The organism is Amycolatopsis sp. NPDC045836, from assembly GCF_056431745.1.
Genome location: NZ_JBWKKF010000005.1, coordinates 89,956 through 115,594, shown reverse-complemented (window position 1 = coordinate 115,594; position 25,639 = coordinate 89,956). Strand labels below are relative to the sequence as shown.

The 25,639-nt window shown below is 71.8% G+C and carries 22 protein-coding genes and 1 riboswitch; of the genes, 4 read left to right on the top strand and 18 right to left on the bottom strand.

The genetic code is table 11. From position 1 onward, the window contains the following. Positions 1-18: 18 nt before the first annotated feature. Positions 19-420, bottom strand: coding sequence for a polyketide cyclase / dehydrase and lipid transport (locus AC07EG_RS10255; RefSeq protein WP_478252730.1), 402 nt, complete (start codon positions 418-420; stop codon positions 19-21). Between the two features lie 119 nt (positions 421-539). Here AC07EG_RS10255 and AC07EG_RS10250 point away from each other — a divergent pair, with 119 nt between their 5' ends. Continuing rightward, the gene (locus AC07EG_RS10250; RefSeq protein WP_478252729.1) at positions 540-2,336 is read left to right on the top strand and encodes an AMP-dependent synthetase/ligase; all 1,797 of its coding nucleotides are present in this window, start codon (positions 540-542) and stop codon (positions 2,334-2,336) included. Between the two features lie 4 nt (positions 2,337-2,340). On the opposite strand, the gene AC07EG_RS10245 is transcribed toward AC07EG_RS10250, so the two are convergent. Next, complete coding sequence (locus AC07EG_RS10245) at positions 2,341-3,051, bottom strand: TetR/AcrR family transcriptional regulator (protein ID WP_478252728.1); 711 nt, start codon at positions 3,049-3,051, stop codon at positions 2,341-2,343. 110 nt (positions 3,052-3,161) lie between these two features. Between AC07EG_RS10245 and AC07EG_RS10240 the strand changes: the two genes are divergently transcribed. After that, complete coding sequence (locus AC07EG_RS10240; protein WP_478252727.1) at positions 3,162-4,133, top strand: ATP-binding cassette domain-containing protein; 972 nt, start codon at positions 3,162-3,164, stop codon at positions 4,131-4,133. Continuing rightward, a complete protein-coding gene (locus AC07EG_RS10235) occupies positions 4,130-4,954 on the top strand; it encodes an ABC transporter permease (RefSeq protein ID WP_478252726.1) in 825 nt (274 codons plus the stop codon). Before AC07EG_RS10240 ends, AC07EG_RS10235 begins: the two co-directional genes overlap by 4 nt. A 45-nt stretch (positions 4,955-4,999) precedes the next feature. On the opposite strand, the gene AC07EG_RS10230 is transcribed toward AC07EG_RS10235, so the two are convergent. Both AC07EG_RS10230 and AC07EG_RS10225 read right to left on the bottom strand, forming a co-directional pair. Next, on the bottom strand, positions 5,000-6,652 hold the full coding sequence (locus tag AC07EG_RS10230; protein WP_478252725.1) for a DUF885 domain-containing protein: 1,653 nt from the start codon (positions 6,650-6,652) through the stop codon (positions 5,000-5,002). After that, positions 6,649-8,331 carry a DUF885 domain-containing protein gene (locus AC07EG_RS10225; protein ID WP_478252724.1) on the bottom strand — a complete coding sequence of 561 codons (1,683 nt, stop codon included), beginning with the start codon at positions 8,329-8,331 and terminating at the stop codon, positions 6,649-6,651. The genes AC07EG_RS10230 and AC07EG_RS10225 overlap by 4 nt, the downstream gene beginning before the upstream one ends. Before the next feature lie 105 nt (positions 8,332-8,436). Between AC07EG_RS10225 and AC07EG_RS10220 the strand changes: the two genes are divergently transcribed. Next, complete coding sequence (locus tag AC07EG_RS10220) at positions 8,437-9,411, top strand: AsnC family protein (RefSeq protein ID WP_478252723.1); 975 nt, start codon at positions 8,437-8,439, stop codon at positions 9,409-9,411. Here AC07EG_RS10220 and AC07EG_RS10215 read toward each other — a convergent pair. From AC07EG_RS10215 to pgeF, 14 genes are all read right to left on the bottom strand, one after another. Then, positions 9,408-10,331 (bottom strand): RluA family pseudouridine synthase, encoded by a 924-nt coding sequence (locus tag AC07EG_RS10215; RefSeq protein WP_478252722.1) that lies wholly within the window; start codon positions 10,329-10,331, stop codon positions 9,408-9,410. The genes AC07EG_RS10220 and AC07EG_RS10215 overlap by 4 nt on opposite strands. Further along, the gene (gene lspA / locus AC07EG_RS10210) at positions 10,328-10,912 is read right to left on the bottom strand and encodes a signal peptidase II (protein ID WP_478252721.1); all 585 of its coding nucleotides are present in this window, start codon (positions 10,910-10,912) and stop codon (positions 10,328-10,330) included. Before lspA ends, AC07EG_RS10215 begins: the two co-directional genes overlap by 4 nt. Beyond that, on the bottom strand, positions 10,887-11,666 hold the full coding sequence (locus AC07EG_RS10205) for a hypothetical protein (RefSeq protein WP_478252720.1): 780 nt from the start codon (positions 11,664-11,666) through the stop codon (positions 10,887-10,889). Before AC07EG_RS10205 ends, lspA begins: the two co-directional genes overlap by 26 nt. Before the next feature lie 18 nt (positions 11,667-11,684). After that, on the bottom strand, positions 11,685-13,109 hold the full coding sequence (locus AC07EG_RS10200) for a pyridoxal phosphate-dependent decarboxylase family protein (RefSeq protein ID WP_478252719.1): 1,425 nt from the start codon (positions 13,107-13,109) through the stop codon (positions 11,685-11,687). 39 nt (positions 13,110-13,148) lie between these two features. Next, positions 13,149-14,525 (bottom strand): aminotransferase class V-fold PLP-dependent enzyme, encoded by a 1,377-nt coding sequence (locus AC07EG_RS10195; RefSeq protein ID WP_478252718.1) that lies wholly within the window; start codon positions 14,523-14,525, stop codon positions 13,149-13,151. Positions 14,526-14,562: 37 nt separating this feature from the next. Then, positions 14,563-14,677: riboswitch (SAM riboswitch) on the bottom strand. 64 nt (positions 14,678-14,741) lie between these two features. Next, the gene (locus tag AC07EG_RS10190; protein ID WP_478252717.1) at positions 14,742-15,428 is read right to left on the bottom strand and encodes a M23 family metallopeptidase; all 687 of its coding nucleotides are present in this window, start codon (positions 15,426-15,428) and stop codon (positions 14,742-14,744) included. Positions 15,429-15,554: 126 nt separating this feature from the next. After that, positions 15,555-17,033: a potassium/proton antiporter gene (locus AC07EG_RS10185; RefSeq protein ID WP_478252716.1), complete on the bottom strand. Its 1,479-nt coding sequence runs from the start codon at positions 17,031-17,033 to the stop codon at positions 15,555-15,557. Between the two features lie 790 nt (positions 17,034-17,823). Continuing rightward, positions 17,824-20,988 carry an isoleucine--tRNA ligase gene (gene ileS / locus AC07EG_RS10180; protein WP_478252715.1) on the bottom strand — a complete coding sequence of 1,055 codons (3,165 nt, stop codon included), beginning with the start codon at positions 20,986-20,988 and terminating at the stop codon, positions 17,824-17,826. A 336-nt stretch (positions 20,989-21,324) separates the two neighbouring features. Beyond that, on the bottom strand, positions 21,325-22,011 hold the full coding sequence (locus tag AC07EG_RS10175; protein ID WP_478252714.1) for a hypothetical protein: 687 nt from the start codon (positions 22,009-22,011) through the stop codon (positions 21,325-21,327). 87 nt (positions 22,012-22,098) lie between these two features. Further along, on the bottom strand, positions 22,099-22,956 hold the full coding sequence (wag31, locus tag AC07EG_RS10170) for a DivIVA-like cell division protein Wag31 (protein ID WP_478252713.1): 858 nt from the start codon (positions 22,954-22,956) through the stop codon (positions 22,099-22,101). A 48-nt stretch (positions 22,957-23,004) separates the two neighbouring features. Then, the gene (locus tag AC07EG_RS10165; protein ID WP_113693163.1) at positions 23,005-23,289 is read right to left on the bottom strand and encodes a YggT family protein; all 285 of its coding nucleotides are present in this window, start codon (positions 23,287-23,289) and stop codon (positions 23,005-23,007) included. A gap of 147 nt (positions 23,290-23,436) precedes the next feature. Beyond that, positions 23,437-24,081 (bottom strand): cell division protein SepF, encoded by a 645-nt coding sequence (locus AC07EG_RS10160; protein ID WP_478252712.1) that lies wholly within the window; start codon positions 24,079-24,081, stop codon positions 23,437-23,439. Positions 24,082-24,191: 110 nt separating this feature from the next. Further along, positions 24,192-24,932 carry a YggS family pyridoxal phosphate-dependent enzyme gene (locus AC07EG_RS10155; protein WP_478252711.1) on the bottom strand — a complete coding sequence of 247 codons (741 nt, stop codon included), beginning with the start codon at positions 24,930-24,932 and terminating at the stop codon, positions 24,192-24,194. Continuing rightward, on the bottom strand, positions 24,929-25,633 hold the full coding sequence (gene pgeF, locus AC07EG_RS10150; protein ID WP_478252710.1) for a peptidoglycan editing factor PgeF: 705 nt from the start codon (positions 25,631-25,633) through the stop codon (positions 24,929-24,931). The genes AC07EG_RS10155 and pgeF overlap by 4 nt, the downstream gene beginning before the upstream one ends. Between the last annotated feature and the right edge of the window lie 6 nt (positions 25,634-25,639).

Here is a 25,639-nt window from a genome sequence, read left to right as displayed (position 1 = left end):
TCCCCCTGCTCCCCCGCCTCAGCCGGCCACCGGGGGCACCCCGGGTGCCCGCCCGTCTTCCAGGATCTCCTTCAGCTCCAGCGCGATGGCCTTCGCCGCCCTGGCCCGCCGGTCGAACTCCCGCCGGAGCTCACGCTGGGTGACCTCGCGGGTCGGCGTGGCCCGCAGGAAGTAGTGCAGCAGCGTGCCGTCGAGCACCGGTTCCAGCCACACCTCCATGGTGCCCACCAGCGCACCGCGCACGGTCCAGCGCAGCCCCCGTTCCCCGCGGTCGGTGTAGACCTCGAGCACCAGGTCCGGCCAGTACCCGGTCCACGACCGGGGATCGGCGAAGGCGGCGGCGACGGTGGACGGGGGCACCGCGAGGAAGGTCTCGTCGACGATGTCGAGCGCGGGCGGCGCCTGGTTCGAAGCGGACACGGAGTGCAGAATGTCATGTCAGCGTAACGGCCGTGCGCCCACCGTGGCCAAGGCGCATTGCGCAAGCTAGGTTAACCGGCGAGTAACACCAAAGCCGGTGGTCGATTCGGAGGTCCCACGTGCGCGAATTCAGCGCTCCCGCTGCCCGGAAGGTTTCCGAAGAGGAGAGCCTCGCCGACGTCGTCTGGTCCAACGCCGAGCGCTTCGGCGAGGTGATCAGCTTCCGGCGCCTGGTCGACGGGTCCTGGCTCGACGTGACCGCCCGCGAGTTCGCCGCCGAGGTGCTCGCCGCGGCGAAGGGCATGGTGGCCGCCGGTATCCAGCCGGGTGACCGGGTGGGGCTGATGTCCAAGACCCGGTACGAGTGGACGCTGCTCGACTTCGCCATCTGGGCGGCGGGCGCGGTGACCGTGCCGATCTACGACACCTCCGCCGCCGAGCAGGTGCACTGGATCCTTTCCGACGCCGGGGCCAAGGCCGTGTTCGTGGAGACCGCCGAGCACCGGGCCACGCTGGAAGGGGTGCGCTCGCGGCTCGACTCGCTGGAGCACACCTGGCAGATCGAAGGCGCCACGCCCGCGCTCGACGAGCTGGGCGAGCTGGGTGCCGGGATCAGCGACGACGACCTGCACGCGCGCCGCCGCTCGGTCAAGTCCACCGACACCGCCACCATCGTCTACACCTCGGGCACCACCGGCAGGCCGAAGGGCGTGGAGCTGACGCACCACAACCTGCTCTCGGAGATCCAAGGCGCGATCCAGGCGTTCCCGCAGCTGATGGAGCAGGGCAACTCGCTGCTGGTGTTCCTGCCGCTGGCGCACGTGCTGGCCAGGGCGCTGGCGCTGACCGGGGTGACCGCGCGGGTGACGCTGGGCCACACCTCCGACGTGAAGAACCTGGTCGCCGACCTCGGCACCTTCCGGCCGACCTTCGTCGTCGCCGTGCCGCGGGTGTTCGAGAAGGTCTACAACGGCGCGAAGCAGAAGGCGCACGGCGACGGCAAGGGCAAGATCTTCGACGCCGCCGAGGCCACCGCGGTGGCCTACAGCCAGGCCAAGGACACCGGCGGGCTGGGCCTCGGCCTGCGGGTCAAGCACGCGGTGTTCGACAAGCTGGTCTACTCGAAGCTGCGGGCGGCGCTGGGCAGCCGGTGCATCGCGGCGGTCTCCGGCGGGGCGCCGCTGGGCGCGCGGCTGGCGCACTTCTTCCGCGGCATCGGCGTGCCGGTGTTCGAGGGCTACGGGCTGACCGAGACCTCCGCGGCGTCCAACGTCAACACCGAGGCCGCCTTCCGGGTCGGCACCGTGGGCAAGCCGCTCGCCGGCACCTCGGTGCGGATCGCCGAGGACGGCGAGGTGCTGCTCTCCGGTGAGGTGGTCTTCACCGGGTACTGGAACAACCCGCAGGCCACCGCCGAATCGCTCAAGGACGGCTGGTTCCACACCGGCGACCTCGGCGAACTGGACGACGACGGCTTCCTCAAGATCACCGGCCGCAAGAAGGAGATCATCGTCACCGCCGGCGGCAAGAACGTGGCGCCGTCCGGGCTGGAGGACAGCCTCAAGGCCCACCCGGTGATCAGCCAGGCGATGGTGGTCGGCGACCAGCGGCCGTACATCAGCGCGCTGATCACCATCGACGAGGAGTACTTCCCGTCGTGGAAGTCGCAGCACGGCAAGCCGGAGCACGCCACGGTGGCCGACCTCGCCGACGACGCCGAGCTGCGCGCCGAGGTGCAGGCGGCGGTCGACGAGGCGAACCGGCTGGTCTCGCACGCGGAGTCGATCAAGAAGTTCGCCATCCTGCCGCAGGACTTCACCGAGGCCGGTGGTGAGGTCACGCCGAGCATGAAGCTCAAGCGCAACGTGGTGACCAAGAACTACGCCACCGACATCGACTCGCTGTACGCGAAGTAACCCTTCACGGCAGGTTCGCTTCGATCCCGTCCAGGATCAGCTTCAGGGCGGTTTCGAAGCGCTCCTCCGGATCGCGGAACCGGGCTTCGCGCACGGTCCGCTCGAAGTACGGGTACGCGCCGCTGCCGACCACCTGCTCCACGTACGGCGCGATCGCCGCGTGCGCGGCGTCCCGGTCGGCCCCGGAACGGCGGCGTGCCTCGCGCTCGGCCAGTTCGGCGTCGGTGGAACCGGAGACCCACGCCGCGAGCACCAGGAAGGTCTCCAGCACCTGCCCGGTGTCCAGCCCCAGGCCGTCCAGGATGGACATCCCGAATTCCATGCGCCGCAGCATGTTCGGCCCGGCGCTGGACCGGCTGACGGTCATCCGGCTGAGCCAGGGGTGGCGCAGCAGGGTGGCCCGGTGCCCGCGCAGCAGCGCGCTGATGTCGGCCCGCCAGCTGCCGGTGCGCGGCGGCAGGTCCGCGCCGGCGAAGCACTGGTCGATCATCAGCTCGAGCAGTTCCTCCTTGTTCGGCACGTACCGGTAGAGGGTCATCGCGCCGGTGCCGAGTTCCGCAGCCACCTTCCGCATGGACAGCGCTTCGATGCCGTCGGCGTCGGCGAGGCGGATGGCGGTGTCCGCGATCTGCACCCGGCTGTAGGACGGCTTCGGGCCGCGGCCGCTCCACTCGGGCCGCATCCAGATGTTCCACGGGGCGCTCGGCTCGCTCATCCGCCGCATCCTCCTCCCGAAAGACTGGGGGATTCATTGTTGCGTACGACGTACCCAGTTGACTAGCCTCTGCGTACGACGTACCCGGTCTGTTTTCGGAGGGCAGCGGGATGGGCGCACCAGGGCACGAGCCGATCGTGGTCGCCGAAGGGCTGCGGAAGCGGTTCGGGGAGACCCAGGCGCTGGCCGGGCTGGACCTGCGCGTGCCGGCCGGCACGGTGTACGGGCTGCTCGGGCCGAACGGGGCGGGCAAGAGCACCACCATCCGCGTGCTCACCACGCTGACCAAACCGGACGCCGGGCACGCCAGGATCGCCGGGTTCGACGTGGCCACCCAGCCCGGGGAGGTCCGCCGCCGGATCGGGCTGGCCGGGCAGCACGCCGCGGTCGACCAGGAGCTGACCGGGCGCGAGAACCTGTGGATGTTCGGCAGGCTGTTCCACCTCACCGGCAAGCAGGCCGCCCGGCGCGCCGGCGAACTGCTCGAGCGCTTCGACCTCACGCACGCGGCGGACCGCCAGGTCCGGACCTACTCCGGCGGCATGCGCCGGCGGCTGGACGTGATCGCCAGCCTGATCATCTCGCCCGACGTGCTGTTCCTCGACGAGCCGACCACCGGCCTCGACCCGCGCAGCCGCAACGAGATCTGGGACGCCGTGCGCACGCTGGTGGCCGGCGGCACCACGGTGCTGCTGACCACCCAGTACCTGGACGAGGCCGACCAGCTGGCGCACCACATCGCGGTGATCGACACCGGCCGGGTGATCGCCGAAGGCACCCCGGCGCAGCTGAAGTCCCGCATCGGCGGCCGCCTCGACGTGGTCGTCGCGCCGACCGCCGACCTGATGCGCGCGGCCAGGGCGATGGCGGAGATCGCCCGCGCCGCTCCCGACGTCGACCCGGACGAGCGCCGCGTCAGCGTGGCCACCGGCTCGGCCACCCTCAGCCTGCCCGACGTGCTGCGCTGGCTGAACATGGCCGGTATCGAGGTCGCCGACATCGGCCGCCGCACGCCCACGCTCGACGAGGTGTTCCTCGAACTCACCCACCGCGAGCAGCCCGTGGCGGAGGTGCCCGCATGACCACGCTGGAGCAGCCCCGGTGGTCGAAGCTGCGCTTCACCGTGCACGACGGCCTGACCGTGTTCTACCGCAACCTGCTCAAGCTCAAGCACAGCCCGGGGCAGGTCATCGCCGGACTGGCCTTCCCGCTGGTCGCGGTGGTGCTGTTCGGTTACGTCTTCGGCAGCGCCATCCCGATCGACAACGGCGCCAACTACCGCGAGTACCTGATGCCGGGGCTGTTCGTGATGAGCCTGACCATGTCGATCGCGGGCACGCTGGCGGTGATCGCCAAGGACAACGGCCTCGGCGTGATGGACCGGTTCCGCTCGATGCCGATGTCGCGGGCGGCGGTGCCGTTCGGCCAGACCGCGGCCGACCTGCTCGTCGGCGCCACCGGCGTGGTGGTGATGTCGCTGTGCGGGCTGGCGTTCGGCTGGCGGGCGCACAACGGCATCGGCATGACGCTGGCCGGGTTCGGCGTGTTGTTCCTGATGAACTTCGCCGTCTCGTGGGTGGGGGTGTTCCTCGGTTCGGTGATCAAGAAGGAGGAGACCGCGTCGCGGGTCGGCCCGCTGCTGATGCCGGTCACCATGATCTCGAACGTCTTCGTGCCCACCGGCGGGATGCCCGGCTGGCTGGCGGTGCTCGCCGAGTGGAACCCGGTCAGCGCCACCGTCGGCGCGCTGCGGGTGCTCTTCGGCAATCCCGGCGTGCCGACCGGCCCCGACGTCGCCTGGCCGCTGGCGAACCCGGTGCTCGCTTCGGTCGGCTGGTCGGTGTTGCTGCTGCTGGTCTTCGCCCCGCTCTCGGTGCGCAACTTCAACCGGGCCGGGCTGTAGGCCGTGCGGGGGTGGCTCGCACCGGAGCCACCCCCGCGATCGGGATCAAGCGGCGGCGACCCAGGTCCGCACCACGTGCTCCAGCACCTGCAGCGGCACGATCCCGGCGCCGAGCACCACGTCGTGGAAGGCGCGGATGTCGAACCGCTCCCCCAGCGCCGCCTCGGCCTCGGCCCGCATGCGCTGGATCTCCAGGCGCCCCACCATGTACGACAGCGCCTGCCCGGGGCAGCCCGCGTACCGGTCGATCTCCAGTTCGATCTCCAGCGGCGCCATCGGCGTGTGCTCGACCAGGAAGTCCACCGCCTGCTGACGACTCCAGCCCAGCGCGTGCATACCGGTGTCCACCACCAGCCGCCCGGCGCGCATGGAGTCCTGGGTGAGCATGCCGAACCGCGACGCGTCGTCGGTGTAGAGGCCCATCTCCTCGGCCAGCCGCTCGGCGTAGAGGCCCCAGCCCTCCAGGTAGGCGTCGATGTTCATCATCCGCCGCACCAGTGGCAGTTCGGTCAGCCCCTGCGCGGTGCAGAACTGGAAGTGGTGCCCCGGCACGGCTTCGTGGAAGGCGATCGCCTCACTGGTGTGCCGCGGGCGTTCCTCGGCGCGGTGGACGTTCGCGTAGTAGACACCCGGGCGGGAGCCGTCCAGCGACGGCTCGATGTAGTAGGCGATCGTGCCGCCCTCGGCCTCCGACTCCGGAATGGAGGTGACCTCGCAGACCTGCTCCGGGATCCGCCCGAACCACCGGGGCGCCACGGTTTCCGCCCGCCGGATGGCCGCCCGCGCGGCGTCGAGCAGTTCCTCGCCGTCGCGCCAGCGGAGCCCGGGGTCCTCCCGCAGCCGGCGGAAGATCTCCGGCAGCTCCCCGGTGCCGAACACCCGCGCCCCCAGTTCGCGGTACTCCCCCGCCAGCTTCTCGATCATCTCCAGGCCGGTGGCGTGCAGTTCCTCCGGCGTCCGCTCGGTGGTCGTGTAGATCCGCGCCAGCGCGGCGTAGCGCTCCTTGCCGTCCGGCTGCCAGCACAGGCCGGGCTGGTCGGCACCGCGTGCCCCCGGCTTCAGCTCGTCCCGCAGCACGTCGCGGTAGCGCTCGAACGCCGGGCGCACCACCTCCGCGAGCAACCGGTCCTGTTCCTCGGCGTACCCCGGCAGTTCGACACCGGGGGTCAGGCGCAGCGGGTCGGCCTCGGGAGCGTTCAGGTACCGCTGCACACCGGCCATTCCGGCGTCCACCAGGAACTCCGGCGCCCGCAGCCCGTCGGCGAGACCGGCCCGGTGCCGGGAGATCGCCGCGTCCAGGTACTCCGGCACCGCCCGCAGCCGGTCCAGGTGCGCCTTGGCACCCGCCTCGTCGGCCACCGAGGGCACCGGCAGGAACAGCAGCAACCGCTGCGCCGGGCCGACCTGCATGTCGCTGACCGAGAACTCGGGCAGCCGGGCGTCGATCCTGGCCACTTCGGACCGGGCGAAGTCGATCAGCGCCAGCCGGGTGGTCGCCTCCTCGGCGGTCCCGGCCGCGGCCGCTTCGACCCGGCGGCCCAGTTCCAGGTAGCGCTCGCGGAACCCGGCTTCGGCTTCGGCCCGCAGATCGGGCAGCTGCCGGTCCGGGATGCCGAGGCCGAGCATCAGCGGCGCCGTCGGCTGCTGCTCGAAGTACAGGTCGAGGAACTCCTGCGCGAGTTCGTCCACAGTGCTCATCCGGCTGCCCTTTCCGCCGCCCACTCCGTCACCACCGCGTCCAGCACGGACAGCGGCACCTCACCACCGCCGAGCACCACGTCGTGGAAGGCGCGGATGTCGAACCGCTCCCCCAGCGCCGCCTCGGCCTCGGCCCGCATGCGCTGGATCTCCAGGCGCCCCACCATGTACGACAGCGCCTGCCCGGGGAAGGCGATGTAGCGGTCCACTTCGGACTCGATCTCCACCCGCGGCATCGGCGTGTGCTCGACCAGGTAGTCCACCGCCTGCTGACGGCTCCAGCCCAGCGCGTGCAGGCCGGTGTCCACCACCAGCCGACCGGCGCGCATCGAGTCGCAGCTCAGCATGCCGAGCCTGGCCACGTCGTCGGAGTACAGGCCCATCTCGTCGGCGAGCCGCTCGGTGTAGAGGCCCCAGCCCTCGGCGAAGGCGTCGAAGTGGCTCACCCGGCGCAGCAGCGGCAGGTGGTCCAGCCCCTGCGCGGTGCTGAGCTGGAAGTGGTGCCCGGGAATGGCTTCGTGGAAGGCGATCGCCTCGGCCTGGTGCCGGAACCGCTCGGTGGCCTGGTGGGTGTTGGCGAAGTAGATGCCCGGCCGCGAACCGTCGGCGGCCGGCCACAGGTAGTACGCCGCCGGCGCGCCCGGCGCCTCGGCCTCGGGCACCGGCTCGACCCGCCACGGCTGCGGCGGGATCCGGCCGAACCACTTCGGCGCCTCCCGCTCGGCCCTGGTGATCGCGGCCCGTGCGGACTCCAGCAGCTCGTCCGCGCTTTCCCAGCGCAGCGCGGGATCGGTGCGCAGGCGGTCGAAGACCTTCGCCAGGTCACCGGTGCCGAACACCCGGGCACCGAGTTCGCGGTACTCCTCGGCCAGCTCGCCGATCAGGCGCAACCCGGTGGTGTGCAGCTCCTGCGGGGTGCGGTCGGTGGTGGTGTGCTTGCGGGCCAGCGCGGTGTAGATCCCGTCCCCGCCCGGCAGCCACTTCAGCCCGACCCGGTCCAGCGGGCGGCCGTGCTGGGCGATCTCCTCGGCGAGCACGGTGCGGTAGGCGGCGAACGCGGGCCGCACCGAGGTCTCCACCAGCTCGGCCCGGCGGCGCGCGAACTCCTCGTCCGGCGCGTCCTGGCGCAGCAGCGGGTCGTTGGCCGGATCAGCGAGGTACCGGTCGAGGTGCTTGATCGCGGCCTCGACGAGGTGCGCCACGGGCGTGCGCCCGGCCCGCACCCCGGCGCGGTGCCGCTCGGCGATCCGCTCGAGGAACTCGGGGATCGCGGCGATCCGGCCGAGGTGCGCCTCGGCGGGCTCACCCGGGGTCACCGCGATCATCGGCAGCGTGGTCAGCAGGCCCACCACGGGTGAGACGAACATGTCGGTGATGGTGAACTCGGCCACGGCGCAGTCGATCACGTCGATCTGCGAGCGCGCCTGGGAGATCAGCACCTCGACGGTGATCCGGTCGGTCCCGGACAGGGTGGTGCGGTCGAGCGCGGCCGCCCGCTCGGCGAGGGAGACGAGCCGGGCGCGGTGCTCCTGTTCGGCTTCGGCGCGGGGATCGCCCAGGCCGGTGCGGGTCTGGTCCAGCCCGAGCAGCACCGGTGTCAGTGGATCGGTCTCGAAGAGCAGATCGGTGAACTCGTCGGCGAGCGCGGTGGCATCGGCGGTGTCGGCGGTGTCGGTCATCAGTGGCCCCCAGTGTCGGCTCGAGTGCTCACCCCGACCCTAACCGCAACCGGCGCGGCCGGGCCTGAACACGGCGGGGTGGGTGAGGCGGTAGCGTGACGGGCTGTGGCCGTGACCGATCCCGTGGATGCCCGCCTGCTCGCCGCGCTGGCCGAGGTGGGCAAGACGGCCGTGCACGAACTCGCCGCGAAGGTCGGCATGGACCCGCGTGAGGTGGCCTACCGGCTGGTGGCGCTCTCCGGCAGCGGGCTGCCGCTGCTGGTCGGGGTGGAGAGCGATCCGAACGGGCTGCGGGCGGCACTGGTCGGCGGGGCCGGGCCGCGCCCGCCGGTCGCCCAGCCACCACCCCAGCCCCAGCCCCAGAACGTGGCGGGCACGCCGTCGGGCCGGTACCCGGTGCACGCCCCACCTCCGCCGCCGCAACGGCCGGGGGTGCAGGGGGTGCCCAGCGGCGCGTACACCGTGCAGGGCACCCCGTCCGGCCGCTACCAGCCACCCGGTCCGCCCCGGCCGCCCCAGCTCCCGCAGCAGCAACCGCCGCACCGGCCGCCGATGCCGCCACCGCAGGCGGATCCGGTGATGAGCACCTGGGGACCACCGCAGAGCGCCTCCTGGGCCCGCGGCGACCAGCCGCCATCGGCCGGGTTGCCCGCCGGCAAGCGCACCGGGAAGGCGGGCGAGGTGCTGGAAACGCAGGGCCTGGAGGGCGAACGCCTGGCGCTGCAACTGCTGGAGGTCCAGGACCCGGCCGACTTCCTCTTCAGCGCGGCCGGGTACAGCCTGGAGCCGGGCGAGCGCGCGGTGGTGGTGCACACCGAGATCACCAACCGCGGCCAGGTCCCGTTCGCTTCGCTGCCGGACAACTACCTGGAGCTGATCACCGCCGACGGCGGGGCCGTCGCCAAGGCCCCGGTTTCGCTGTCCTCCCGGCCCCCGCACCGGATCGGCGTGCAGCCGGGTGAAACCGCGGGCGGGCACACCGTCTACGTGCTGCCGGAGACCACCCGCGTGGTGTCCGTGCGCTGGAACGCCCGACCCGAAGTGGACGAACGTTCCCTGACCTGGTCCATCGAGGACTAGGACTCCGCGCGCAGCTTTTCCAGCGCACTCGCCAGGTCGTCCGGGTACTCGGCCTCGAATTCCACCCAGCGGCCGTCCGCGGGGTGCGCGAAACCGAGCGTCCTGGCGTGCAGCCACTGCCGGGACAGGCCCAGCCGCCGCGCCAGCACCGGGTCGGCGCCGTAGGTCAGATCGCCGACGCACGGGTGGCGCAACGCCGCGAAGTGCACCCGGATCTGGTGCGTGCGCCCGGTCTCCAGCTTGATGTGGGCGAACGAAGCCGCCCGGAACGCCTCCACCACCTCGTAGTGCGTCACGCTCGGCCTGCCGCCGGCGACCACGGCGAACTTGTAGTCGTGCCGGGGGTGCCGGTCGATCGGCGCGTCGATGGTGCCCTTGGTCGGGTCCGGGTGCCCCTGCACCAGCGCGTGGTAACCCTTGTCCACGGTGCGTTCCTTGAACGCCCGCTTCAGCACGGTGTAGGCGTGCTCGCTCTTGGCCACCACCATCACCCCGGTGGTGCCCGCGTCGAGCCGGTGCACCACGCCCTGGCGCTCGGCGGCCCCGGAGGTGGAGATGCGCAGCCCGGCCGCGGCGAGCCCGCCGACCACGGTCGGCCCGGTCCAGCCGGGGCTCGGGTGCACGGCCACGCCGACCGGCTTGGCGACCACCACGATGTCGTCGTCGTCGTGCAGGATCCGCAGGCCGTCGACCGGTTCCGCGACCACCTCGACGGTGCGCGGCTCGGGCAGCGTGACCTCCAGCAGCCCACCGGCGACCAGCCGGTCGGACTTGCCCACCGCGGTGCCGTCGAGCAGCACGTCCCCGGCTTCGGCCAGTTCGGCGACCGCGGTGCGGGAGAGCCCGAGCAGCTTGGCCAGCCCGGCGTCCACCCGCATCCCGTCCAGCCCGTCCGGCACCGGCAGCATCCGCCCGCTCACGGCTTCTTGGCCTTCTTCTCGATCGTCCTGCCGTCGTAGTCCTTGCCCAGCAGCGAAAGCAGGATGACCAGGCCGCAGCCGACGAACAACGAGGAGTCGGCGACGTTGAACACCGGCCACACGTCCCCGTTCGGCGCGAACACCGAGACGAAGTCGACCACGTGGCCCTGGAGCACACCGGGGGCGCGGAAGAACCGGTCGGTCAGGTTGCCCAGCGCACCGGCCAGGATCAGCCCCAGCCCGACCGCCCAGCCGGGTGAGCGCAGCCGCTTGGCGAACCAGATCAACGCGATCACCACCGCGCAGGCGATCAGCGCCAGCACCCAGGTCATACCGGACGCCATGCCGAAGGCCGCCCCGGAGTTGCGGATCAGCTGCAGGTAGACCGCGCCGCCGAGAACGCGCACCGGCTCGGCGAACTCCAGTTCGGCCACCGCGATCGCCTTGGTCACCTGGTCCGCGGCGAGCACCAGCACCGCGATCACCGCGAGCAGCCCCACCCGTCGCTTCGGCAAGGGGGTGTCGGGCGCTTCGGTGGCCTCGCTCGGCTCGGCTTCAGGCGGATTCGGCTGGTCGCTCACCACGCCATTGTCCACGGCGGGTGACCAGCGCGGCGATCGCCCCGGCGGCCAGCACCAACCCCGGCACCAGGCCCGGCGGCGCGGGGATCGCCTCCAGCGAGCCCACCACGGTCAGCAGGGTGACCAGCGCCAGCAGCGGGCTGCGTTCCAGCCAGGCCAGCACCAGCAGGCCGGCGGTGTAGGCGAGCAGGTCGTCCATGCCCGGCAGGCCCATCGCCAGCAGCGTGCTCGCCACCAGGCCGGTCAGCACGCCGCCGGTCCAGCCCGCCGCCCGGCGGGCGCGGCCGGTGCCGAAGTACGCCCAGGCCAGGCCGCAGAGCCCGAGCGCGCCCAGCGGCAGCACGAAGGTGGAGAGCAGGCCGGGCCCGTCGGCCAGCGTCCAGCTGGCCCCGCCGAGGACCGACAGCACCAGGATGGCCGCGACCCCACCGGCCACCAGCCCGGCGACCCGCCACGGCGACGGCCGCGGCCGGGCGCGGAAGACGTACCAGGCCACGGTCAGCAGGAAGATCGCCAGCGCCCCGACCGGCCAGGAGTCGATCGGTTCGAACGGCTGGGCCGTGCGCAGCGGCACCACGCCGTCCGGGCCGGTGGTGTAGAGGTGGGCGACGGCCACGTTCTCGCCGGCCGGGCGGTAGGCGAACCAGCCGAACTCCGGCTCGCGCACGAAGACCACCGCGGCGAGCAGGGCCACCGAGGTCAGCGCCAGCGGCAGCCAGTAGTCCCGCCGGTCCGCCGAAATCGGTTCACGCATGCCGCTGTTCCACCCCGGTCAGTCCAGTCGAGCGCCGATCTCCCGCACCACCGCGACGAGCAGTTCGATGTCGGCCTCGCCGGTGCGCCAGTTGACGATGGCGGGCCGCAACGCGGTCCGCCCCCGGTACACGGTCGTGCCAGCGTAGACCCGGCCGTCTTCGAGCAGTTCGGCCCCCAGCCGCCGGTTCAGCTCGTCCAGCCGGTCCTCGGCCAGGCCGTCCCGGCGGTAGCGGAAGCACACCACGTTCAGGCCGGGCGGGGCGAGCGGCTCCAGCTCGGGCGCCTCGTCGACCAGCCTGCCCAGCAGGGCCGCGAGGTCGTGGTGGCGTTCGACCATGGCGCGGTGGCCCTCGCGCCCGTAGGCCCGCAGCGTGGCCCAGATCGGCAGGGCGCGGGCCCGGCGGGACGACTCCGGGCCGAGCGAGTTGTAGTTGATCCTGGCTTCGTCGCCCACCGGCAGGTAGGCCGCGTCCGGCATGGCGAACGCCTGCCCCAGGCGCTGCGGTTCCCGGACGAAGGCGAACCCGCTCTCGTACGGCACGTTGAGCCACTTGTGCCCGTCGGCGGCGATCGAATCGGCCCGTTCCACCCCGCGCACGAGGTGGGCGGTGCGCGGCGACACCGCGGCGAACAGCCCGAACGCGCCGTCGACGTGCAGCCAAGCGCCGTATTCCGCCGCCAGGTCCGCCAGTTCGGCCACGGGGTCGAAGTCGCCCGCGTTCACCTCACCCGCGTTCGCGATGAGCACCGCCGGACCGCCGATCGCGGCCAGCTCCGCTTCCATCGCGGCGAGGTCGGCCCGGCCGGCGTCGTCGCGGCTGAACACGCGCACGGTGTCGCGGCCGCAGCCGAGCACCTGCAACGCCTTGCGGCTGCTGGGGTGCACGTATCCGCTGGACAGCACGGGCAGGCGCGGCAGGCCGGCCAGCCCGTCGGCGCTGACGTCCACCCCGTGCCGCTCGGCCCACCAGTGGCGCGCGGCGGCGAGGCCGGTCAGGTTCGCCAGGGTCGCGCTCGGCGTCAGCACCCCGCCGTGGGACGCGGGCAGGCCGAACAGGTCCTTCAGCCAGTCCAGCACCACGGTTTCCACCCGGGCCGCGAACGGTGAACTCGGCCAGAGCCCGGCCGCCTGGTCCAGCAGGGAGGTCAGCCAGTCCGCGGCCTGGGCAGCGGGTGTCGAGCCACCGACGACGAAGTGGAAGAACCGCGGGCCGGAGGAGTGGGTGGCCGCTCCGGTGCCGATGCGCAGCAGTTCGCGGACGCTCGGCAGCGTGCCGTCACCGCGTTCGGGCAGCGGCCCGCCGAGTGCGTCCAGCAGCGGTGCCGCCGCCGGGTCCTGCACCAGCCGGCCGGCCAGGGTGTCGAGGTACGGTCCGGCCGCGTCGGCCACCAGGCGCAGTGCTTCGGCCGCCGAATCCCGTTCCGCCAGCGGATCGCTCATCCCGGCAGAAGATCACGGCTCACCACCGCCCGTCCAGCCTCAGTCCAGGAAACCGGGCAGCGGACGCGGATCCGGGGTCGGCGCCCAGCGGCCGTCGACCCGCGCGTACTCCCAGCGCGCTCCCCTGGCGACGATCTGCCGCAGCGCCAGCAGCAGCCGGTCGACGTGCTCCTCGGTGCTGCCGAGGCCGAGGCTGACCCGCACCGCCTGCTGCCCCTCGCCACCGGCTTCGCGGATCAGGCGCCGCGTCGCGATGTGGGCGCAGAAAGCCCCGTCGCGCACGCCGATGCCGTACTCGGCCGAGAGCACCGCGGCCAGCCAGCCCGGTTCGAAGCCGTCGAGCACGAAGCTCAGCGTGCCGACGCGGTCGACGTCGGCGTCGAACAGGCGCAGTTCGGCGAACCCGGGCACCGACGACAACCCGCGCCGCAAGCGCCGGAGCAACGCGTCCTCGTGCGCGCGGACGGCGTCCCAGTTCTCCGCGAGCACCTCGCAGGCGACCCCGAGCGCGTAGACACCGACCGTGTTCGGCGAACCGGCCTCGTGGCGCTCCGGCCCGGAGTTCCAGACCACGCCGACCTCGTCGCGTTGCCGCTGCACCACCTTGGTGGCGCCACCGCCCGCCAGGTACGGCTGCCCGGCACGCAGCCAGTCGGCGCGGCCGACCAGCGCACCCGCGCCGAACGGGGCGTACAGCTTGTGCCCCGACAGCGCCACGTAGTCCACGTCCAGCTCCCGCAGCGAAACCGGCCGGTGCGGCGCCAGCTGGGCCGCGTCCAGCGCGATCCGGGCGCCGTGCTTCCGCGCCACCGCGGCGATTTCGGCGACCGGCAGCAGTTCACCGGTCACATTGGACGCTCCGGTGAGCACCACCAGCCGCGGCCCCGGTGCGCAGGCCGCCAGCGCACCGTCCACAGCGGACACCGCAGCGAGCCGGGTGCGCGGCGGTTCGACGCGGTGCACGCGCGGACCGCGCCACGGCAGCAGGGCCGCGTGGTGCTCGGTGTCGAACACCACCACGGAGGTCTCCCGCGGCAGGCACTTCGCCAGCAGGTTGAACGAATCGGTGGTGTTGCGGGTGAAGACCACGGTGTCCGAGGAGCGGGCGCCGACGAAGCGCCGCAGCACCCCGCGGGTCCGCTCGTAGACCTTGGTCGACACCTGGGAAGCGAAACCCGCACCGCGGTGCACGCTGGCGTACCAGGGCAGGAACTCGTCGACGGCGGTGCGCACGCGCTGCAGGCACGGCGCGCTCGCGGCGTGGTCGAGGTTCGCGTAACCGAGCTGCCCGCCGGTCACCAGCGGAACGGACAGTTCGCTACCGGCGACTTCGGGGACAACGCAGGTGCGCTGGAGTGCAGAACAGCGCGCAGCTCCGCCGAGAGTGGTGGCGGGCGACGGGTGGACAAGCGTCATGGGGAGCCTCCTCGAGGTCGGGACCTCCGCCCGAGGAGATCCGCGCTTGCCCGCCACACCTCGTGACGAGCCAGGTCCTCACCCGGGGCACCCCACCGCGGTTGGAGGGTTGCCGGCCAGCTAGCCGGGGCTTGACGCTGGCACTCATGACCTAGCGGAAAAGGTAACCCACTGGGCGGCGCCCGCGCCAGGGCCGCCCAGTGGGTGAGAGCGCGATCACTTCGCTTCGTACTGGAAATCGCCGGGAAGCCGGACCGCCTCGCCGTCGGCGACGTGCACGGCGGTGCCGCTGTACTGCTCGTCGCCCTGCTCGAACCGCCAGCCGCCGAACACCTTGCCGTCGACCGGTTCCCCGTGCGCGTCGGCGACCTCGCCGTGGATCCGCGCGTAGTCGAGGCCGTCCCACTCACCCGCGGCGACCGCGTCCGCCGAGCGGCTGCCCGCCTCCGGCAGGGTCCACAGGGTGAAGTGCACGTGCGGCCCGGAACTGCTGCCCCCGCACGGCAGCGCGTTGCCGATCTCGCCGAGCACCGTGCCCGCCTCGACGGCCTGGCCGTCGGTGACCGCGATCTCCTCCAGGTGGTAGTAGCCGGTGCGCCAGCCGTCCTGGTGGTCGATGGTCACCCAGTCCCCCGCCTCGCAGTGCTGCAGGCGCGCGGTACCGGCCAGCGGGGCCCGCACCAGCCGGTCGGCCGGGCTCAGGTCGATGGCGTTCTGCACCCCGGTGGTCGCGTCCGAGTGCACCCCGGCCGAGCTGACCTGCTGACCCGCCGCCAGCGGCAGGGTGAACGCCGGGAAGGGACCGGCCGCCGAGGCGGGCGGGGCCAGCAGGAACCCGCCGGTCAGCACCGCCGCGGCGGCCAGGCCGCGAAGGTTGGGGAACTGGTTGCTCAATCCAGCCACGCTCCGTGCTCCTTGCGCTCGCTATCAGCCTTTCGGGCTAATAGACGCGGGTGAAATGTAGGCCATTCGGCCGCATTCGGAGTACACGGAAGCCAAAAGAATATGCGGTATGTGACCCAGGTCACATCAGCTGCCGGATTCGCCCCGCCAGCGGGCCAGCCTGCCCGCCCGGTCGATGGCCCGCAGGCGACGTTCGGCGGTGGTGCGTGCCGCTTCGGTGGTGACCACGAGCAGCTGGTCCAGTTCCTGGAGGCGACTGGTGGCCTGCGGGGTGAACGACTTGCCGTCGCGGACCACCAGGCTCACCGACGCCCCGGTGGGCAGCCGCAGCTCGGACAGGTACACCCCGTGCATCCGCGACCCGCGCTGGATGCGCACCTGGAGCAGTTCGGCGCCGAGTTCGTCCAGCGGCGCGACGTCGACCTGGATCTCCTTCGGCTCGGTCGAGTCGGACAGCCCGAGCCACCGGCCGAGCGGGGTCAGCGTCGCGCCCTGCAGCAGGGTCAGCACGATGACCAGCACAAAAACCGCGTCGACCAGTTCCTGGGCGCCCGGTACGCCCTCGGCGAGCGGGATCATCGCGAGCACGATCGGCACCGCTCCCCGCAACCCGGCCCAGGACAGGAACACCTGTTCGCGCCACGGCAGCCGGAACGGCAGCGCCGAGAGCAGCACCGACAGCGGCCGGGCCAGCAGCAGCACCACGGCGCCGGCCACCAGTCCCTGCGCCAGGCTCTCCAGCAGCCTGCCCGGCGAGGCGAACAGGCCGAGCAGCACGAACAGGCCGATCTGCGCCAGCCAGCCGAGCCCCTCGGCGAAGGACAGCGTGTCGGACCGGTGCGGCAGCCGGGAGTTGCCCAGCACCACCCCGGCGACGTAGGTGGCGAGCAGGCCCGAGGCGTGCGCCAGCTGACCGCTCGAATACGCGACCACGCAGACCGCGACGGTGGCCACCGGGTACAGGCCGGTGGCGGGCAGCGCCGCCTTGCGCAGGGCCAGTGCGCCGAGCCAGCCCAGCGCCAGCCCGATCAGCAGGCCGGCGCCCAGTTCGTAGAGCACCAGCAGCGGCAGCGTCCAGTCCACTGTGGTCCCGGTGGCCAGCACGACCACGGCGATGTAGGCGGGCGCGTCGTTGATGCCCGACTCGATCTCCAGCGTGCCGACCAGCCGCTTGCCGATGCCCGCCGAGCGCAGCACGGAGAACACCGCGGCGGCGTCGGTGGAGGCGAGCACCGCGCCCCACAGCAGCGCCATCCGCCAGTCCAGGCCGAGCAGCAGGTGCAGGGCCGCGCCGGTGACCCCGACGCTCACCCCAACGCCCACAGTGGACAGTGCGATTCCCGGCCACAACGCGGGTTTGACCGCCTGCCAGCGCGTGGTCAGCCCGCCCTCGGTGAGGATCATCACCAACGCGGCCAGCCCGAGCGACTGGGTGAGCGTGGCGTCCTCGAACTCCAGTCCCAGCCCGGCTTCGCCGATCAGCACGCCGATCGCCAGGTAGAGCAGCAGCGAGGGCAGCCCGAGCCGGATGGACACCCGCACCGCGAGCACGGAGACCAGCAGGACCGCCGCACCGGCCCCGAGAACGACCGGGAGCTGCTCCATCCGCCGCCTCCCCTCGTCACCTGATCGCGTGGTCAACAATAGTGAACGCACGTTCGCCCGGTGCCATCGGTGCGGCGCAACGGAAATCGGCGGGGCACCGGTACCGCCGAATGGTCGACCCCGGGCTCGTCCGGAGCGTTCTCGGCTGCGCACCACGGGAATCGATGGAACCCTTGGCTCCCAACGCTTTCCACAAACGACGGCGGAAGCTGATCACGGGTCACCTCCAGCGCGGTGCCGCCACGCGCTTAGTCGGGCGAAGCGCGAGCGAGGAGAGCACCCAGCCCAACGCCGCCGCCGCACGCCCGAGCCGGGCGAAGCCCAAGCGAAAAGATCACCCAGCCCGGCGCCTCCGCCGCGCCGAGCCAGGTGAAGCCCAAGCCAGCGGCTCACCCAGCCGAGGCCGCCCCGCCCACCGAAGCAGGCTGATTCAAGCCAGCGCGGCGCCGCCCGACCGCCCCACCGAAGACTCCACCCAGGCGATCACCCAGCGCGACGCCACCCCACCGCACCGAGCGGCGAAGCCCAGACCGCGAAGTCACCCACCACGAGGCCACCCCCGCCCACGCCCACCGAAGCAGGAGCTCACCCCATCCAGCACGAACCGCCCCGTTCGACCGTTCAGCTCGTTAGCCCGAATGGCCGCTTGTCCAGACCACCGGAAAAGGAGTGTCATGGAGGCAGGCGATTTGTTGTGATCAACAACATACGCGCTGTCACGCACGGCCCGTGAGCGGTGTGGGTCCCTCGGTCCCCGCCAATTTCCCGCCACCGCTCACGGGCCCCCGCTTCAGCGCTTGCGCACCGCCACGGACACCTTCACACCGTCCCCGACGGTCCCCGTGGAGCCCTCGGGCACCGAGTCGTAGCCCACCGACCCGGCCAGGGTCTCCCCGGCGATGAACTCCTCGTGCGCCTTCGCCGCCTCGACCACCTCGGCCGGGGCGTCCACGGTCAGCTCGATGCGGTCAGCCACCTCGAGCCCGGTGTCCCGGCGCGCCTGCTGCACCACGCGCACCAGGTCGCGCGCGAGGCCCTCCGCCGCCAGCTCCGCGGTCACCTCGGTGTCCAGCAGCACCAGCCCGGACCCGCCGGGCAGCTCCGCCGCGGCACCCCGGTCCTTGGCCACCAGCCTGCGCTCGTACTCGGTGTCCAGCAGCTCGACGCCGGCCGCCACCAGCGCGCCGGAGTCCGAAGTGGACCACTCGCCCGCCTTGACCGCCTTGATCACCCGCTGCACGTCCTTGCCCAGCCGCGGCCCGGCGGCGCGGGCGTTGACCGCCACCTCGAACCCGCCGTGCGCGGCCACGTCCGCGGTCAGCTCGACCGACTTGACGTTGACCTCGTCGCGGATGACGTCGGTGAACGGGCGCAGCGCCGCCACGTCCGCGGCCGCCACCACCAGCTTGGCCAGCGGCAACCGCACCCGCAGCTTGTTCGCCTTGCGCAGCGACAGCGCCGACGAGCACACCTGGCGCACCCGGTCCATCGCGGTGACCAGCGCGGCGTCCGCGGGCAGCTCGGTGGTGCCCGGCCAGTCGGTCAGGTGCACCGACCGGCCACCGGTCAGCCCGCGCCACACCGACTCCGTGGTCAGCGGCAGCAGCGGCGCCAGCACCCGGCAGGTCACCTCCAGCACCGTGTGCAGGGTGTCCACCGCGTCCTGCTCCCCGGCCCAGAACCGGTCGCGCGACCGGCGCACGTACCAGTTCGTCAGCACCTCGAGGAACTCACGCGTGGTGGCGCAGGCGCCGGCGATGTCGCTGACCTCCAGCGCCGCCCCCACGTCGGTGACCAGCTCGTGCGTCTTGGCCAGCACGTACCGGTCCAGCACGTGCGCCGAGTCGGTGCGCCACCGGCCCTCGGTGCCCTCGGCGTTGGCATAGAGGGCGAGGAAGTAGTACGAGTTCCACAGCGGCAGCACCGCCTGGCGCACCGCATCCCGGATGCCCTTGTCGGTCACCACCAGGTTGCCGCCGCGCAGGATCGGGCTGGCCATCAGGTACCAGCGCATCGCGTCGGACCCGTCCCGGTCGAACACCTCGTTGACGTCCGGGTAGTTCCGCAGCGACTTCGACATCTTCTGCCCGTCCGAGCCCAGCACGATGCCGTGCGAGACGCAGGTCCGGAAGGACGGCCGGTCGAACAACGCGGTGGCCAGCACGTGCAGCGTGTAGAACCAGCCACGGGTCTGCCCGATGTACTCGACGATGAAGTCACCCGGGTAGTGGTGCTCGAACCAGTCCGCGTTCTCGAACGGGTAGTGCACCTGGGCGTACGGCATCGAACCCGAGTCGAACCACACGTCGAGCACCTCGGGCACCCGGCGCATGGTGGACCGCCCGGTCGGGTCGTCCGGGTTGGGCCGGGTCAGCTCGTCGATGTGCGGCCGGTGCAGGTCCGCCGGGCGCACGCCGAAGTCGCGCTCCAGCTCGTCGAGCGAGCCGTAGACGTCGGTGCGCGGGTAGTTCGGGTCGTCCGACTGCCACACCGGGATCGGCGTGCCCCAGTACCGGTTGCGTGAGATCGACCAGTCGCGGGCGTTCTCCAGCCACTTGCCGAACTGGCCGTCCTTGACGTGCTCCGGGTACCAGGTGATCTGCTGGTTCAGCTCGACCATCCGGTCCTTGAACTCGGTCACCGCGACGAACCACGACGAGACCGCGCGGTAGATCAGCGGGTTCCGGCAGCGCCAGCAGTGCGGGTACGGGTGCTCGTAGGTCTCGTGGCGCAGCAGCACCGCACCGTTGCGCCCGGCCGAACCGGTGCCGTTCTTCAGGTCCCGGATGATGTTCGGATTGGCCTCGAACACCTGCTGACCGGCGTAGTCGGACACCTCGTCGGTGAACCGGCCCTTCGAGTCCACCGGGGTGACCGGGGTGATCCCGGCCGCGTCGGTGACCACCTTGTCCTCTTCACCGTAGGCGGGCGCGATGTGCACCACGCCGGTGCCGTCGTCGGTGGTCACGTAGTCGGCGGCGAGCACGCGGTGCGCGTTCTCCTGGCCCAGGAAGTACGGGAACGGCGGCAGGTACCGGGTGCCGAGCAGCTCGGCGCCGGTGTAGCGCGCCAGCACCTCGGGCTGCTCGCCGAGTTCCTTGGCGTAGGCGCCGACGCGGGCCTCGGCCAGCACGTAGCGCTGGTCCCCGGCGGCGACCAGGGCGTAGGTGACCTCGGGGTGCACCGCGGTGGCCAGGTTCGACGGCAGCGTCCACGGCGTGGTGGTCCAGATCAGCAGGTGCGCGCCGTCGAGCTCGCTGCCGTTGCCCTCCAGCCGGAAGCCGACGGTGACCGCCGGGTCCTGGCGGCTGGCGTAGACGTCGTCGTCCATCCGCAGCTCGTGGTTGGACAGCGGGGTCTCGTCGCGCCAGCAGTACGGCAGCACGCGGTAGCCCTCGTAGACCAGGCCCTTGTCCCACAGCTGCTTGAACGCCCAGATCACCGACTCCATGTAGGTGACGTCGAGCGTCTTGTAGTCGTGGTCGAAGTCGACCCAGCGCGCCTGGCGGGTGACGTACTCGCGCCACTCGCCGGTGTAGCGCAGCACCGACTCGCGGCACGCCTCGTTGAACGCGGCGATGCCCATCTCGTCGATCTGGGACTTGTCGGTGATGCCGAGCTGCCGCTCGGCCTCCAGCTCGGCGGGCAGGCCGTGGGTGTCCCAGCCGAAGCGGCGTTCGACGTGCTTGCCGCGCATGGTCTGGAAGCGCGGCACGATGTCCTTGACGTACCCGGTGAGCAGGTGCCCGTAGTGCGGCAGGCCGTTGGCGAACGGCGGGCCGTCGTAGAACACGTACTCGTTGGCCCCGTGCACGCCGGGGTCGCGGGCGTCCACGGTGGCCTGGAAGGTCCGGTCGGCCTCCCAGTAGGCCAGCACGGCCTGCTCCAGCGCCGGGAACGACGGCTGGGACGGCACCTGGCCGGTCGGTTCACCAGCCTCGGCCTTGGGGTACATCGAGCGCTCCTCGCGGTGTCCAGTGGTCCCGGGTCACGGGGACGAAGCCCGGCCGGTCACGGCCGCGATCCGCGGTACCACCCCGCTTGCCCGCACGCGAAGGCGCGGGCCGCTCGTTTCGACGGCTGTCACGGGCCGTACCCGGCCGGTTCTACTGGGGGCGCGAGCCCTGTTCTTCCGGCGGCTCCCCGGTGATGGCCGGATCAGCGCCTGTGTGCCACCAGGTTAACGCGACCGGGCAAGTCAATTCCGGGGAGGTCCGCTTTCCCGTCCCGCGGACCGGACAACGGCGAGACAACAGACCGTGAGGAATACCCGTCGAAAACCGTGGAAAACCTACTTCTCGGCTTTTTTCAGTGATTTTTTGCCCGCGTCACGGTGTTCGGCGGCGAGGTGCGCATCGGGACCGCAGCGATCACACGGGGTGAAACCCAGATCACGCGCTTCGGCGACGGCGAGGGGAATGGTTTCCCGGTCCACCAGCCACGAGCAGTGGGCGAGGTGGTAACGCGGGTACTCGTCGACCACGAGGACTTCCACCTGCAGCTCGGAGACCACCAGCAGGTCGGCCGCGTCGGTGTCCTCTTCGCCGGGGTCGCCCAGCTCACCGGCGGTGGCTCCGGGCTCCTCGTCGTCCGGCTCGGGCTCGTCGTCTTCCGAGCGCTCGGCCTCGCCCGCGGCGGGGAGCACGGCGGTCGGTTCCTTCTCGGTGGCCTCGGCCGCTTCGGCCACCGGCAGCTCACCGGCGACCTCACCCTCGACGGCGTCGGCATCGGCCTTCGCCGCTTCCGGCTCGGTCTCTTCCTTGGCTTCTTCGGCCTCTTCGGCCTTCTCGGCTTCCACCGCGGCCGGCTCGGCGGTGGTGGTCCGCTTCCGGCGGCGCAGCCACTCGGCCAGCATCACCAGCGCGGCCACCACGGACACGGCCACCGAGGCCCAGGCCCACACCACGCTCGCGGTGATCAGGCCGGCGACGATCAGACCAGCAGCGGCCAGTACCAGCACCAGGGCGACGTAGAGCACGCTGAATTACAGCACGGACGGCACGGCGAAACGGCCCCGACCCTCCGGCAGGAAGGTCGGAGCCGTGAATTCACTCGAACGTGTGGGTCAGCCGGCCTCGGCACGCGGGCCGAACGAGTAACCCTGGCCGCTGCTGGACCCGGTCGCCGACTGGTTGCCCGGCGAGGCCGGGGCCGCCGAACCGCGGTCGTCCAGCTCGCGCAGCTGCGACTCCAGGAAGCCGCGCAGCCTGGTGCGGTACTCCCGCTCGATGGTCCGCAGCTCCTCGATCCGCTTGTTCAGCTGGTTCTTCTCGGAGTTCAGGCTGTTCATCGTCTCGGTGTACTTGCGCTGCGACTCGCGTTCCATCGTGGTCGCCTTGTCGCGCGCCTGCCGCTCCAGGGTCTCCACCCGGGTGCGGGCGTCGTTCAGCATGGTCTCGGCGCGCGTGCGCGCCTCGTTGACCATCGAGTCGGACTTCGCCCTGGCGTCCGAGAGCAGCTGCTCCGACTTGGTCCTGGCCTCGGCCAGCATGCCGTCGGACTCGGTCTTGGCCTCGGCGGTCAGCCGGTCGGCCATCTCCTGCGCCAGCCCGAGCACCTTCGCGGCCTGCACGTTGGGCTCGGCGTTGTCCGGGCCCATGCCGTGCGCCTGGGTCTGCTCCATCGCACTGGGCGGCGGGACCGGGGCCAGCCGCCGGGGCTCCTCGCGCACCGGGGCGGGCGGGGGCACGCTGCCCACCGGACCGGCGGACCGCGCGGTCTCCAACTCGCCACGGGTCGATTCCAGCTCGGCATCGAGTTGCTCGACCTGCTGGCGCAGCTCGTTATTGTCCTCGATGAGCCGGGCGAGTTCGGTCTCCACCAGGTCGAGGAACGCGTCCACCTCGTCCTCGTTGTAGCCCCGTTTGCCAATGGGCGGCTTGCTGAACGCGACGTTGTGCACGTCAGCGGGGGTCAACGACATCAGATCACCTCACGCACTCCATGGCCTGCAGGTCACCAGGGTCCCCGATCACCCTGGATATGCCAGTTGCATCAGTATGAACACAACCAACAGCAGCACCATAATCGATAAGTCCAGTCCGACGCCGCCAATCCGCACCATCGGGATGATCCGCCGAACCAATCGGACCGGCGGGTCCGTAACTGTGTAGATGGTCTCCAGCGTCACCGCAACCCCTCCGGCGGGGCGCCACTCACGCGCGAAGGCGCGCACGAGCTCGACCACGACCCGTGCTGTGAGCAGGAGCCAGAACGCGAACAGCACGTAGTAGAGGACGATCCAGACCGCTTGCACGTCTCCACTCTGCCACACCCGCGCCCCGGCGTGGCGTCAGTGGGCTGACCTGGGCGGAATCGGGTGGTGCACAACACCGTACAACAACCGGGGAACGCGGATCAGGGGCACCGGCCACCCGGCCGGTGCCCCTGATCGCGAGCCGCTTCAGTTGCGCAGGAAGAGCCCGCCTTCGGCGATCCGGCGGCGGTCCTCGGCGGTCACGTCCACATCCGGCGGTGAGAGCAAGAACACCTTGTTGGTGACCTTGTCCATCGAGCCGCGCAGGGCGAACGCCAGCCCGGCCGAGAAGTCCACCAGCCGCTTGGCGTCGGCGTTGTCCATCTCGGTCAGGTTGATGATCACCGGGATGCCGTCGCGGTAGTGCTCGCCGATCGCCCTGGCCTCGGCGTAGCTGGTCGGGTGCAGCGTGGTGATCCGGCTCAGCGGATCCCGGCTGGGCACCCTGGCCTGCTCCGGCACCGGCCGCAGCCGGGCCACCGGATCCGGCCGGTCCACCGCGAGCGCACCCTGCACCGCGGGAGCGGGGGTGGGCGCGCGGCCGCGCGAGCGCGGCTCCTCGTCGTCGAACTCGTCCATCGTGCGGTATCGCCCCCTCGAGCGGGTGCGCACGGGCGGCGCGGCCGGCTCCTCGTAGGCTTCGTACTCGTCGGCGTCGTCGGCGTAGTCGTAATCACGGGAGTTGCGGGAGTCACGCCGGTAGTCACCGTCGTAGCTGTCGTACCCGTCGTAGCCGTCGCTGTCGGCCGGGACCATGCCGAAGTACGCCTTCAGCTTCTGCAGCGCGCTCATGCGGTGTGCCTCCCTGCCTTCTCGACCCTCGCGGCCACTCACGCCTGAAGCCACGCCAGTGCCCCACCATCACACTGCGTCACCGAATCCGACGCCGCTCGATGTTTTCACTACGGTGAGGCTAAACCTCGCCGTCCGAGCAGCGCGGTTCCGACACGCACACAGGTCGAGCCGCAGGCAATGGCTTGGGCAAGATCACCACTCATCCCCGCAGAGAGTTCCACGGCTCCGGGGTGGTCATCAAGGAACTTTTCCCTCGCTGCCGCCAGCCGGGAGAAAGCCGCCGAGGGGTCGGTACCCAGTGGGGCGACGGCCATCAGCCCCCGCAGCCGCAAATCACCCGACTGGGTGAGGTTTTCCGCCAGTGCGGGCAACTCCGGTAGCGGACAGCCACCCCGGCCGGCGGCCGCCTCCGCATCGTCCAGGCTGACCTGGGCGAGCACGTCGAGGGGTTGGTCACGTTCTCCGCGCTCCCGCGCGGCCCGGACCGCCTTCGCCAGCGCCTCGCCGAGCCGGATCGAGTCGACCGACTGCACCTCCTGCGCCCAGCGGACCACCGAGCGCGCCTTGTTCCGCTGGAGCCTGCCGACCATGTGCCAGCGCACCCGGGTGCCGGGGCGCATCGCGGCCACCTCCGCGGCCTTGGCGTTCGCCTCCTGGTCGCGGTTTTCGGCGAGATCGGTCACGCCGAGGTCGGTCAGCAGGGCGGCGTCCACGGCGGGGAACGTCTTGGTCACGGCCAGTAACCGCACGTCCTCGGGGCGGCGCCCCGCCGCCCGGCACGCCTCCCGGATCTGGCTCCGGACGAGTTCGAGGGCTTCGGCCAGCTCGGCCTGGCGATCGGTGCTCATGCTTCCACCCAGGTGATCGCGGCCAGCCTGCCGGTGGTGCCGTCGCGGCGGAAGCTGAACAGCGTCCGGTCCTCGGCGGTGCAGCGCGGGTCGACCCCGATCTTGGCGACACCCGCGTCGGCCAGCTGCCGCCACAACCCCGCGCGCAGGTCCAGCCCCGGCGTGCCGTTGCGGCTCCGGCAGGCGCTGCCGGGCAGGTGCGCCTCGACGTCCTCGGCCATCGCCTTCGGCACCTCGTAGCACTCACCGCAGATGGCCGGGCCGAGCAGCGCCTCCACCCGGTCGAGCTCGGCACCGGCCGACTTCATCGCCTCCAGCGCGGCCGGGACCACGCCCACCCTGGCGCCGACGCGGCCTGCGTGCACCGCGGCCACCACCCCGTTCTCGGGGTCGCCGAGCAGCACCGGCACGCAGTCGGCGACCAGCGCCACCAGCGCGACGCCGGGCCGCGCGGTGACCAGCGCGTCGGTGGCCTCGGCCGGCGCACCGCCCGGTTCGTCGACCACCGCCACGGTGCGGCCGTGCACCTGTTCCATCCAGGCCAGATCGCCTTCGGCGAGGCCGAGTTCACCGGCCAGGCGGCGGCGGTTGGCCGCCACCGCCGCTTCGTCGTCGCCGACGTGGTCCCCGAGGTTGAAGCTTTCGTACGGTGCCCGCGAGGCACCGCCCGCCCTGGTCGTGACGACCCTCCGTATGCGCACCAACGC